The sequence below is a fragment of the Acinetobacter sp. CIP 53.82 genome (assembly GCF_000369465.1).
Classification (GTDB): Bacteria; Pseudomonadota; Gammaproteobacteria; order Pseudomonadales; family Moraxellaceae; genus Acinetobacter; species Acinetobacter indicus.
This window is the reverse complement of record NZ_KB850046.1, coordinates 1,445,713-1,458,918: the sequence shown is the minus strand read 5'-3', so window position 1 is coordinate 1,458,918 and position 13,206 is coordinate 1,445,713. Positions and strand designations below refer to the sequence as shown.

At 39.9% G+C, this 13,206-nt stretch carries 7 protein-coding genes; 1 reads left to right on the top strand and 6 read right to left on the bottom strand.

The features are described 5' to 3' along the window. Positions 1-2 precede the first annotated feature (2 nt). The 6 genes from F905_RS12380 to F905_RS12355 all read right to left on the bottom strand — a co-directional run bounded on the left by F905_RS12380 (position 3) and on the right by F905_RS12355 (position 11,704). Entirely contained in the window at positions 3-3,218 is a 3,216-nt protein-coding gene (locus F905_RS12380; protein WP_005181290.1) for a condensation domain-containing protein, read from the bottom strand. 12 nt (positions 3,219-3,230) lie between these two features. Beyond that, a complete protein-coding gene (locus F905_RS15735; protein ID WP_005181288.1) occupies positions 3,231-6,467 on the bottom strand; it encodes a non-ribosomal peptide synthetase in 3,237 nt (1,078 codons plus the stop codon). Between the two features lie 3 nt (positions 6,468-6,470). After that, positions 6,471-8,975 (bottom strand): condensation domain-containing protein, encoded by a 2,505-nt coding sequence (locus F905_RS12370; RefSeq protein WP_005181285.1) that lies wholly within the window; start codon positions 8,973-8,975, stop codon positions 6,471-6,473. A gap of 13 nt (positions 8,976-8,988) precedes the next feature. Continuing rightward, complete coding sequence (gene dhbA, locus F905_RS12365) at positions 8,989-9,780, bottom strand: 2,3-dihydro-2,3-dihydroxybenzoate dehydrogenase (RefSeq protein WP_000656488.1); 792 nt, start codon at positions 9,778-9,780, stop codon at positions 8,989-8,991. Between the two features lie 36 nt (positions 9,781-9,816). Next, positions 9,817-10,446, bottom strand: coding sequence for an isochorismatase family protein (locus F905_RS12360; RefSeq protein WP_000997095.1), 630 nt, complete (start codon positions 10,444-10,446; stop codon positions 9,817-9,819). Between the two features lie 91 nt (positions 10,447-10,537). Continuing rightward, complete coding sequence (locus F905_RS12355) at positions 10,538-11,704, bottom strand: isochorismate synthase (protein ID WP_370541914.1); 1,167 nt, start codon at positions 11,702-11,704, stop codon at positions 10,538-10,540. 385 nt (positions 11,705-12,089) lie between these two features. On the opposite strand from F905_RS12355, the gene F905_RS12350 reads away from it, so the two are divergent. Beyond that, on the top strand, positions 12,090-13,016 hold the full coding sequence (locus tag F905_RS12350) for a helix-turn-helix transcriptional regulator (protein ID WP_000029751.1): 927 nt from the start codon (positions 12,090-12,092) through the stop codon (positions 13,014-13,016). The last annotated feature ends 190 nt before the right edge of the window (positions 13,017-13,206 follow it).

Sequence of the window (13,206 nt, the reverse complement as noted above, 5' to 3'; positions counted from 1 at the left end):
CTTTAAACGGCCATTTCTGGAAGTTGAATGCTACTCAATTGACGACGAATGTCTCGAACATCAATATTCATCGACTCATCAGATTGGGTATCAATATCGATAAATCGGCTTAAGACCTGATGTGCAACCTGTCGAATCAACTGAATCTGCGTGTCGTTATAACGATTAACACGGTAGTTAATTACAACTCTTAAGCGCTCGTGCTCAGAACTTGGTTCTTCGTAGATTTCATAATGCAGACCGAATTTGGCCGTATCTCGTTCAGGTTCAATCAGTTCAAAACCAATTTCATGACCTGAATTGAGTTGGAATGAACCTGTTAAAGCATTTTGAGCATGTAGTTGCACATAGACTTCGTATGGACTCTCCGTCCATTCTTCCCCTTCAGCGCGAATATTCTCTTCAACAATGGCAAATGGAATATCGGCATATTCTTGTGCTTTAAAAATGTTATTTTGAACCTGTTGTACCAAGTCTTTGATAGTTAAGTTTTCATCTAAATGGGTGTTATGCATCACTACATTGGTAAAATAGCCCATGGTGTCCTGATACAGCGGATCTTGACGACATGCGACCGAAGTCCCTGTTAAAATTTTACGTCCTGCACCTAAATAATGACTTGCCAACACCATTGCGGCATAGACCACATAGAACAGTGATGATCTATACTCACGTGCCAATGCGTACAATTGCTCAACTTGAAAAGCCGTAAACCCAAATTCAACGGCAGCCCCTGCCACATCTGTGTCTAATGTTTGATCTTGCTCATCATGTGCTGTTGCATACGCTGGCAATAACGGCGGCTGTTTCTTTATTTTTCCAATGGTATCGACCCAATACTGGATATGCGTTTGCAAGGTAGAATCATCTTGTGCCATCGCATATTCATGGAATTGACGTGGTGTTTGTTCCCAAACGGGTGCTTGTCCTGCGACTCGGCTGGTATAGGCTTGAATTAACTCTCGCATCAAAATACCCGACGACCATTCATCCACAGCAATGTGATATAGCAACATTGATAAAATATGCTGTCCTTGTTCATCTTTCATAAAACGAACACGAATGGGAAACTCATGCATCAAATCAAAAGAATGATTGGCTTCAGCACGTAAAATCTGCTGTGCACTTTGCGCTATCTGATGTTCAGAACCCCAGAACCAGGGATGCTGCTCCAGCTGCTGCATGGGAATAACTGTTTGGAATATATCGCCCTGATCTGCACGTACAAAAATACTGCGCAAGGCATGGTGACGTTTTAAAATATCCAAGAATGCTGCATAAAAAGCCTGTTCATCAACGTCTTCACTAAAGCGAAAAGCAAATGGAATGTTATACATCGCATCACGCCCCTGATCCGAAAAGCCCATAAAGGCTTTTTGCAACAAAGTCAGCGGTGCAACAATGTCACGGTCGTCAGCCACCACTTGATTATCTTCGCTGAGCGCATTCGACTGTTGCACATATTGCGCTAATTCACGTGCAGTCGGCGCATTAAAGAAATCGGCGATTTTGATCACTAAACCATGTTGGCTTTGTAATTTACCAATCACCCGAGTGGCTAAAATAGAATGTCCACCAAAATCAAAGAAGTTGTCGTCAACTTGTAAATTGCTGTTCATCAATACAGCTTGGAACTCTTGCAAAATCAATTGCATTGCTGATATATCAATTTTCTTACTTGATACTGAATTTTCAATATGTTGTGATGAACTTTGAGCTTGAGAATTGGTTTGTGGCTGAAGTTCTTGCTGTGTCGTTACTGCAAAAATCAGATCAGCTTCTGTCCATGTCGCAATATCTGCGTCTAAGAAATCAAGCCATTGTTCCAGTAATAATGGACTTATACTTTTCGATAGTTTTTCGCCTGTGGTCAGCTCAAAGTGAATTTCATCACCTTTGACTTGGAACGCCAAAGTCAGATCATAATCGGAATGAATCGGTGGTATAGCGATGGTTTCAACCGTCACACCTTCCAATTGAAGATACTGACTCGGTTCGACAAACTGGGTAATCAGTACATTCGGAATCGTATTGCGCTTGGTTTTGGTTGCCGACAAAATCTGCTCAATGGAAACATTATTCGACATCCCTTGCAGAATTTGATTACGGACATTTGCAATGACGTTATTGATCTTATCCTGCGCTGTTTGGGGGTGTTTTGATTGATCTGCACGCGCGATACGAATGGGTAAAATATTCGAACTGGATTGAATTTTATCCAAACTCGATGCATCGTACTGCTCAACAATCGGCACAAATAGATCCAGCGAATTTTGACCGAGTAACTGATTTAAATAGCTGCCAAACAATGCCACCACCGTGTGGAAAATGGATGCTTGTGCCTGCTGGCTCAACTGTTGAATTTTGCCAACATGGACATGACTATAACAACGTACCGCTTTTTGTACATAATCAAAATCACGATGCTTCCCATATTCGGTCACTGGGGCTTGCACTTGAGTTGCCAAACAGAATTTTGGCCAAGTCATAGTGGTTAAACCCGTCGGGAAAGTATTTTTCCAGTACTGCAATGCACTGGTGCTGTCTTTCATTTTGGGTTGCAACGGCATTTGATGGGATTGATTTACGACAACACCAGTTGAATCAATCTGTTCATAATATTGACTGAGCTGAGTAAAAATCGGTTGCCATGCCGCATCATCTAATAAAATGTGATGACCTAAAATACCGAGAATCACCTCATCATTACTTTGTGGCAACAGACTAAACTGAATTGCAGGTTGCTTTGCCAAATCAATCGGTTGCTGTAACCATGACAGTAAGTATTGAATTGCGTCTGTTTCCGACTGCACCACATGAATCTGAAGCGCTGTGGATGCTTCTTCTGCATGGAATTTAGTTAAAACGCCTTCGTCGTCCAAGTCATAACGTAAATTTAAATTCGACTGCCCGACATACAATTTTTCAATTGCCCGAGATAAACGTGCAATGTCGATTTTACCTGTCAGACGAAGCGCTAAAATAAATGGACCTGAAGATGCCAATGGATCTTGCTGATGCATCATCCATGCACGTTCTTCTGCAAATGAAACCTGCGGCTGTGCTTGAGTTTCTACAATGGCAGACTGTAATGAATCCTGAAGATTCGATGTTGTTGGTGTAGATGCAGCTTTCTGATCAGAAAGACCAATATCCTGTAATTTACTGGCAAATAAGTTAAACAACTCATCGCTCATGATACTTTGCTGATGACTCATAATTTGCCCTATTTATTTCTGATCAAGTTGCGATTCAATGTTATGCACGATCTCACCTACAGTTTTGCATTTGGCTAAATCAGACAATTGAATTGCAGTATTGAGTTGTTGTGAAAGATGCTTGGCCAAACGACTTAAATGCCCCGAGGTCATACCGAGTGCCAAAATTTCAGTGTCCAGCAATACGTCAGATGATTCTTGTTGACTCGGCAATGAACGCTGTAAATGCTCAATTACCTCTTGAGCAATGGAAGGTCTCGCCAAATCAGATTGTTTAGAATGACGATGATATTTTGGTGAATCTTTTTGTAGATTCATTTTTGAATCAAAAACTTGTGTATTTTTTGAGGATGCTGTTTGTGCATAGGTCTGATACAGAAAATCTTGCGCAGTTTGCTTTAATGCTTTGCGGTCAATTTTGCCATTCCGTGTAATCGGGAATTGCGCTAATGACACCCATCGAGATGGAATATGTGAATTTGGCACATAATCCTGTAAGAACTGACGCAGTTCAGATGGACGAATACTGTTTAAAGCAGCTTCTTGAGTGGTGTAAATTGCGACGAGTTCATTGCCTTCATAGACAGGATTGGTGCATGTGGTGACTACACAATCAGTAATTTGAGGATGTTTTAATAAAGCATTTTCTACTTCAGATGCGGCAATACGCACCCCACGAACCTTTAAATAACCTTCATCACGACCTGCAAAAATAATGTTGCCATCTTCACGCAAATAACCTTTATCACTCATACGAAAGACACGGTGTACTTCACCATTTGGAAGTGTTAAAAGTACAAAATCTTTCTGTGTGATTTTGCCATCCAGCAGGTAGCCATTAGCAAGGTTAATCCCCGACATATAGAGCTGCCCAACAACACCTGGCGGACAAAACTCACCCCATGGATTTAAAATGTAATATCGGTTATGCACCATCTCCTTGCCATAAGGAATTACATCGACATCTTCAGGGGTAATTTCATGCCAGATGCTCCAAATGGTGGTTTCGGTTGGACCACCAATCGAAATCAGACGCGTATTTGGTAAAATTTCACGTAATTTTTGCACCACAGACGGTTTGACATAATCACCGCCTTGGTTAATTAAGCGAATACTTTGTAATTGTTTCGGGTCGGCTGAAGTCAACAACATATCTGCCATCGCAGGGACTGTACACCAAATCGACACCTGATAACGTTCGATCAGATCAGCCCACGCCACTGCGCTCTTGGCTTCTTCCAATGTTGGCACAACTAAACTACCTCCCACTGAAAGTGGTGCCATCAGATCAAAAATTGACATGTCATGATGGAACGGCGTCGCAGCTAGATGAATATCATTCTGGTTAATACACCAAAAATCAATGGTTTCTTGCAACACATGAGCTGTGGCGCGGTTATTCAGTACCACACATTTTGGTGTACCCGTACTGCCTGATGTATATAAATAGTACGCGGGCGACGCATCATGACGATGTTGCCAGATAATTTCCGATTCAAACGCAGACTCCGCACTGCCCGAATGTAATTGACCGTGTGCTGAATCTTTTAAAATTTCATCAATATTTAATGTCAGCAAACCTTCAACGGGCGCAGTTGAAATGGCTAAATCTGCATGGCTGTTAGATAAAATATATTGTTGTCTGAGTGACGGCGAATCCATATCAACAGGCAACCAAATAATTCCAGATAACGCACAAGCCAAAACGGCATAAATATGCTCAGGGCTTTTACGTAAGCAAATCGCAACGACTTGATGTTGTCGGATTTGTGCCAAATCTAAAGCACGACGGACTTTGGCGACATTAGCACCCAATTCAGCATAAGAGATGGTTTGATCTGCATAAATGAGTGCAGTTTTATCGGGAATTTGTTCAAACAGATTGCGCTGAATATTGGCTAAATAATCCCCCACTTCAACATGGGCATAATCATCAGCAATAACGGCATCATCGTCTAATGTTGCGACATGAGAAAAACGTTTTGGTTGTTTTAATTCTGTCTCGAGCTGGTTTAAATCATGGAGTCGTTTTGATAAAGCCTCTGCCATATCTTGAACCATGGCAGGACTTAAAGCTTGTTCAATATAATCAAGGTCAATGACCAAATCTGAACCTGCCGAAAATGAGAGTCGAATATCTAAAGCCAATTGCGGGGTTTGTGTTTGACCACTCACATAGCGCATAGCACTAGATTCGCTCAGCTTCACCCAAGACAGACCATTGGTTACAGCCACAGGCAATACAATGGATTCTTGCAGGTGTTTAATCAAATACTTTGAAAGCTCTATCCCCGAATACGAGCTATGTGCCATAGCCTGCAAAATTTGTTTTTGCGTGTCTTTCACTTGATCGACAAAACCTAGATCTGGACAGTATGCATAGTCGACCACAATAAATGAGGAACTATTACCTACACGTTTATGCAAAGCAGAATGGGATACAGGCATTGAAACGAGTAATTTTTGTTCCTCCGTCCAGTGTGAAATCACATCTAAAACGAGCGTGGTTAAGAGTGCATTGGGAAAAACTTTATATTGCCCAGCCAGTTTAGATACAGCATCAAACTTGGCTTTTTCAATCACGACTGTTTGCCGTGCATAGACAGGTGTATCAATACTTTCCAAGGCATTTGCCCAAGGCAAAGGATGTAATTCTTCAACTTGAGACAGTGCGTTATGCCAAAAATCACGATCCTTTTCAGTCGCATCAAAAAAACTAGAATGATTTTGTTGAGCATCGAGATTTTGATCTTTATCTAAAAGATTTAAATCTTGGTTCACATCAAAAAGCGAATTTAAAATGACTGAAATTGAATAACCATCGATGATTAACCCATCAAAACTGGTCAATACCACCGTTTGCTCTTCAAAAGTTTCAGGTAATTGAATCCATGCGATTTGCCAAGGCGGAGTACTTAAATCATGCGAAAAATGGCGATATTCATCGCGTAAGATTTCCAGTTGAATGGTCGCTTCCATGCTGTTGAGATGCGAAAGATCATAGACTTTCAACTGTTGATTGAGATTTATTTCAGGCTCAATCACTTGCATCAATTGCATTTCATCGATGGTGGTACGTAATGCAGGATATAATGCAATCAATTGAGTCAAACGCTGAGTCAGTGTTTCAACATCCATTCGCCCATGAAATTCTTGAAAGTCATGCATGGAAGATTGGCTCAGTGGAAACATTTTACTTTTACCGAGTAGGTAAGCTCTTTGCATTGCAGTTAAGGGTGTTGAATTCATTGTTTATTTCCCCTCGATCACTTGCATAAAGACTTCAGCAATACGCTGTGCAGTGTCAGGCAGTTTTTGTTCTAAAAGTGCGGCGATATTTTTTGCATTACGCTGTGTAAAAATATCCACCACGCTGATATCGGCATTCTGAAAATATTGGTTTAAAGCTGCGACCAAGTGCGTCGCTAGCAAAGAATCTCCACCTTCATCAAAAAAATCCAAATGACTGTTGGCTTGCGATTGCGGGATTCCGATAATTTTCGCCATCATCAACGTCACGACTTTTTCAAGTACTGTGGTTTCTTCAAGCTGTGATGCATCCGATTGCTCTAATGGCTCATATTTTGTGAGTAAACCATTCAGCTGTTCAGACGATAACGTTGCAGTAAAACTTTGAATTTCATCGACCACATAGTTGTGATCAGGAATTAAATACGCTGGCAAAACTTCGGCATAGGCTTTGAGCAAATCTGCGGATGACTGCTTTTGATGAAGGTTTAATACAGCCACAATCGTGGTTTTTGATTGATCCTGAAGCGTATAAACTTTCACCTGTTTGATGAAGGAGAGCTGAGCAATTTGGTCTTCAATATTTTTAACTTCAATGCATTGACCATTTTTCAAGATCAACTGATGTGACTGCTCAAACAGATGCAACCGACCTTGATCATCGCTATACGCTTGAATACCTGTCTCGATCCATTCAGATTGATTGGATGGATCTGTTGTATGGGCATTTGAATGATCAAAACTCAGCACCAAGCGACCTAAAACCCAAGCTGGGCAATCCGTATCTAGACCATTTACGACACGATAAGGTGTATTTGCATTTGTTTGAGGAAACTTAGCAAAGAGCGGTGCAGGTAATTGTACTTTCACCTGTTTCGGTTGCTGGTTGTGCGGTGCAAGCTGTTGAGACAATGCATTTAAGGATTGAGTAAGTACAGAGCTACCCACCGTCAGGACATGCTGGATCGACTGAATATAATGATCAAACATGCCTTGAATGACATTCGGTTTAAACGCATGGCTCCGAATATCCCAATTTACAGCCAAACCTTGATTAAAATAGGCAATCTGTACATCTAAATCGACTTTTGGACCTTGGGAAATACACCATACAGGTTGCCCCAATGTACGCTGTAATTGCTCAGAGAATATCTCGCCTTCATCCAAAGCGGAGGTAAACACAATTGGAGAAATTTCCAGTTGTTGACGATGCTTGGATAAATCGCGCAGTACATGAATCCCACCATAGCGGTAATGTTCATGAATTTGATTGACATCATGCTCAATTCGTTTCGTCGTTTCTAGCAAAGTTTCAGCGGGGTTCAGCTTTAAACTGAGTAAGCTAATCTGAGTAAAATCTCCCACCACATGCTCGATATTTTGCCCATATGGCTCGCGAATAAACGCAGGTAAATTCAGGCGAAATTCAGGTTGAGATGCCCAATTTGCAATTGTTTGCGCAAAGAGACTTAAACATAAACTTCCTACAGATACACCTTGAGTCTGTGCCAAACTTTGTAAACGAGCACGTTCATCTGCATTAAAAATATGGATGAGACGTTCAAACTGATGTGGGTCTTGTCGTAACCCTTCAGCAATAACCGGTAATAGCGGTGCAGGTGCAATGGCATCGAGCTGAGATTGCCACCATTGTTGATCTTGCTGAATTTTTTCTTGTAAATTAACATCATGACGGCGTTGCGCTAGATAATTAAAATATCCGATACCATCCAAGTTTAAATCTGCACGTTCTTCACCCTGGTACAAAGCACTTAAGTCTTCAACCACCACTAAAAAACTTTGCGGATCAATTGCCGACATATCAGAGTCAATATGCAGAATATGACGATGCTCAGGTAAAAGCGTTAACTGCACATCCAACACTTGCCCTTTAGCAATGTCTAATTGCTGATGACTTAATCGTTTCCGTTTGGCTTTTAAATGCTCCTCTATTGCAGTTGAATCCAGTTGAGTTAAATCCTCTATCTGAATTTCTTGATGGTCAACTGATTGGATAATTTGCTGACCGTCACGAATGGATGCACTTAACATCGGATGGCGCTGAATTAACTGTTCAAATGCACATTGCAATTGTTCGAGATTTAAATCTGTTCCCTCAAATTCCATATACAAATGTGCCGACACGCCTTCGGTTTCTCGCCCTGCCCAATAGGCATATTGCATATCGGACAATGCAACGGTTTGAGTCGGTAGTGTGTCTAACCATGCAGGTAAAATTGAATTTTGCTTAGGCTGTTCGCTCTGCACAGCATCAACCGATTTTGTATTCTCCTGAATAAGGCTCTGCCAATCGTGTACAGTCGGTGACATGGCAAAATCTGCATAAGACAGCGCCGTGTTATATTTTTTCTCAAAATGATCGACTAACTGCATGATCGCCAATGAATGCAACCCATGTTCAATCAAATTATCTTCAGGTTGAATTTGAATGCTATCAATTTGCAGAACATGGTGAATGTCTGCGGTAATTTCTTGTTGTAATTGCATTGTCATCCTCCCTTTATTGACCTAAAGTTGCGCCACCATCAATCACCAAATCGTGCATGGTGATATGCGAGGCTTGATCACTGATGAGGAACATCACTGCATGGGCAATGTCTTCGGTTAAGGCAATTTTCTGTAGAGGAATCCCAACTTTGTACTGCGCTAAATTGCCGTGAATGGTCTGTTTTTCGCCGGAAGCATCTTTCCAAAGTTGGCGAAGCATAGGCGTTGCGGTTGAACCAGGTGAAACAATATTGACGCGGATGCCATATTCAGCGAGTTCCAACCCCACAGTTTTACTAAAACTGGTCAGCGCGGCTTTAGATGCACCATAGGCTGCCATCTTCATGCGAGGCACATGTGCAGAATTTGACGACACCATGACAATATTGCCGTTTCTCTTTTCACGAAAATATGGACTTAAATGCTTTAAGAAATAAAACGGAGCAAAGGTATTGACTTCAAAGGTTTGCAACCATGCATCTTCTGGCAATGTGTCGTGTTCATCCAAATGCAGTACTCCAGCTGTATTGATGAAATAATCTGGTGGAGAAGTTTTCAGAAGCTTTTGGCAGAGCGATGAAATCTGCACAGCATCACGAACATCACATTGATGAACTTCGTAACGATCACTTTCGACAATGTTATTCGTTGATAAATCAAAACCGACGACATATATATGTTGTGCAATCAGCCGTTGCATAATTTCTGCACCCATGCCCTGATTCACGCCAGTCACCCATGCAATTTTGGTATCAGCTGAATGAGTGAGGGTTGGTGATTTCTCTTGTGTTTCTGCTTCTTTCATGAAAATTCCTTATCTAATTTCGATTGATCTTGAAATTTATGAAGCAATCACACTTTGAGCATCTTCAACGACCCCCAAGTTACGATGGACATACTGCAATGCAAATAGATGATCCTGAAGACTAAAATCAGCTACAGAATCCCCGACCACAAAAGGCTGGATACCATTCATAAACGCCTCTGCAGCAGTTTGAAGCACACCAATATGGGCGTAGACACCACAAATAATCAGCTGATCTTTTCCCATTTCTTTTAATTGGTTTTGCAAATTTGAATGATAAAAAGCGCTATAGCGCCATTTGGTCAGTACAACATCGTGTTGTGTTGGCGCTAATTTCTGAACAATTTCAGCTTGCTCAGGATATGCGGTTAAACCAGGTCCCCACATATCATTCAATAAGGCACGATCTTCATCGTTTTGTTTTACGGGCTGTGCCGTGTAAAACACAGGAATATGATTTTCCACACACCATGCTTTCATTTGGGCGATATTGTTAATCACCTCCTGAATCAATGGAGAATCTTCACCATAAAAATTAATGAAATAATCCTGCATATCGTGGATCAATAAAGCCGCACGATTCTTTTCAATTTTCCATTTCACTTTTGCCGCTGGATAATCTTGTTTAAACGGAAGCGGATAGCTTTGAATTTTTGGAATTGCCATGGTGATGCCTATATATCGTGTATTAGTTATAAAGTGTGTGTCTTCAAGGATTAATCTGGCCGTGTATGCTGTAAAGCTGTATTGGGCTTAATCAAGTTTCACAAGTCGCATTCAAGGTTTTCAGTAAGGTTTGCATTTTTGCTTCTGTTTCATTCCATTCGAGTTCAGCTTCCGAACCCTTTACGATGCCTGCGCCTGCATATAATCTGAGGTTGCGTTCAGACAATAAGCCACAGCGAATGGTGACAGCCCATTCACCATTACCATCTGCATCCATCCACCCGACCAAACCTGCAAAGTAGTTTCGGTCGTAACCTTCGTGCTCCAATATGAAATGTTTAGATAACTGGGTTGGCGAACCACATATGGCAGGCGTAGGATGGAGAGACAATGCCAAGGCTAATGCGTTGGTTTGTTCGTTTTTCAACTGCCCTTCAAAAACGCTAGACAGATGCAGCATGGTGGTGGTTTTTAAAATTTCAGGTTGTTCTGAAACGCTTAACTTTTGACAAAAAGGTTTTAAGTTTTTAAATACACTGTCGACGACAATTTGATGTTCATGCAAATCCTTCGTTGATGCATATAAATCTTCAATGTTTTTTTGGTTGATCCGATCATCTTCACTTAAAGGCCGAGACCCTGCTAAAGGGTTACTTTTGACAATATGACCTTGTTTAGAAATGAGTAATTCTGGACTCGCCCCTAATAGATGAGCATTGTCTTCTACAGGTATAACAAAACTAAACGCATGTTGATTTTGAGCAGCCAGTGTATGAACTAAATCATAAGGACTTTGTTGATGCGAGAGTTCGAAGTCAACAGCTTGAGAAAGCACAATTTTCTCTAAATTGTTGTGATCAAACTGTATTAATGCTTGATCAATTGCATTTGCAAACTGCTGTTTAGACACCAGTCTTTTCTGACTGTTTAGTTTGAATGAACCAAACTGTTGTTGATGTTCAAACTGAGTGAATGATGCTGTATTTTGCTTTTGATGTTGTCGATAAAAGTGCAACATCGACGGCTGAGTTGTATCAAATGGTATTGCGCCAATGACAACTGGATTTGAGTCCTGATCTTGAGTAACATGCTTAAATGCAGCACCAATCGTATCCAAAAGTTGTTGCTGATTTTCAGCTGCTAATCTAATTGTTTCAACTCTTTCAGATGTATAAAGATGATAATTTTGGGTCAAGAAACAGGATGCTTCAATATCCTCTTGTGCCCGATGAGATGTACCATCAAACCCTAAACTCATATAATTCATAAAGCCTCCTTTGCTCAAACACGTGTCATGTTTTAGTTGAACCGTCACTAAAATTTTCTACACGAATCGGCTTATGTAGATGATATTGAGAATTATTATTATTTAAAACAAAGAATCCGATGTATTTTTTAAAGTGTTGGGAAAACTCATAATTTTTAAAATAATTTAGCGTTAAGCAGGTGATGTTTTTTTGAATCTAGATGGTCGTATTTCAATAAAGTTATTTAATAAAAGAGTACATAATTTCTTTAAATTTAAAGTGTTTAAGATTTAACTCATTGACAGAAATTTGCTGAGTTTCTTATGAAATGCTATTGACTTATACAAAATCATAAATGAAAATGATTCTCATTTAATATTCCAACGAGTGCTCACAATGTCTATTTATATTGATTCACATAAAGCTGTACTCAAACAAGTTGGTGATATATTTTTAGATATGTATTCACCTCTCCCCAACCATCATCTCAATCAATTCAATCCGTCTGACGGAGATGGTTATAGTGAAATTTATGATTTCGGTAAGCTCTGCGTGGGAAAGGGCAAATATTGGGTCGATCGGCCATTAAAGATGAGTGCTGAGTCGCCAAGCAATGCTTTTGGAATCACCATGTTATTGTCAGGGACACATCATATTAAGAATCACCGTAGTAATCATGAATACCAGATTCGCTCACCTATGATTATCCTAAGAAAAGGAAGCCTAGGTTTACAGACTATCTATCTTCAAGAACACAAAAAAATGGCTTTAATTACATTAGATTTTAATGAAACTTTTCTAGAAATTATGCAAACTAGTTTTCAGCATCATGATTTGGCAAAATTTTTCTTAGCGGATCCCAATCCTGCACTTAAAACCATCAATATTCCGAATAAAAATGTACTTCATCAGGCACATTATTTATTAAATCTTCCTCCTGCACAGTCATCTATTGATTTATTGCATTTAGAAGGGGCAGCTTTAGAGCTGATGAGTCTGTTATTGGATCAACATAGCAAGTCAAATCAAATTCCTGCCCCTATTCATAAGAGTATTATGATTTTAGAGTCAGAATTTGAACAAAAAATCACAATTCGAACTTTAGCTAAGCGTGTCGGTATAAACGAATGTGGTTTAAAACGCCTATTTAAAGAATATACAGGAAAAACAATTGGTCATTATTTACTGGAAACTCGCATGAAACATGCTCAAATATTATTGAAAGATGGTGTTTCAGTTGAAAATGTAGCTAATCAGGTTGGTTACAGTAGCGTACAATATTTTAAGCAAATTTTTGAACAGCATTTTGGTTATAGTTGCTAATTATGTTTCCATATTTAGCCGAGTACTTTTATGTATACACTTTATAGCGCTTAGGTTTTTACCCGATTAAATACACATTAGATATTTTTTAAATGTTTTTCATTTAATTTTTACTTGAAAATACAATCCATGATTCTATCGTTTTTCGCTTTACTAATTTTTAAAGGCTAAATAGATGATAACAAGAGGA

Coding starts and splice junctions, on each gene's coding strand:
- F905_RS15735 (WP_005181288.1), bottom strand. CDS start 6,467: ATGAATTCAACACCCTTAACTGCAATGCAAAGAGCTTACCTACTCGGT.
- F905_RS12370 (WP_005181285.1), bottom strand. CDS start 8,975: ATGCAATTACAACAAGAAATTACCGCAGACATTCACCATGTTCTGCAA.
- F905_RS12380 (WP_005181290.1), bottom strand. CDS start 3,218: ATGAGTCATCAGCAAAGTATCATGAGCGATGAGTTGTTTAACTTATTT.
- F905_RS12350 (WP_000029751.1), top strand. CDS start 12,090: ATGTCTATTTATATTGATTCACATAAAGCTGTACTCAAACAAGTTGGT.
- F905_RS12355 (WP_370541914.1), bottom strand. CDS start 11,704: ATGAGTTTAGGGTTTGATGGTACATCTCATCGGGCACAAGAGGATATT.
- F905_RS12360 (WP_000997095.1), bottom strand. CDS start 10,446: ATGGCAATTCCAAAAATTCAAAGCTATCCGCTTCCGTTTAAACAAGAT.
- dhbA (WP_000656488.1), bottom strand. CDS start 9,780: ATGAAAGAAGCAGAAACACAAGAGAAATCACCAACCCTCACTCATTCA.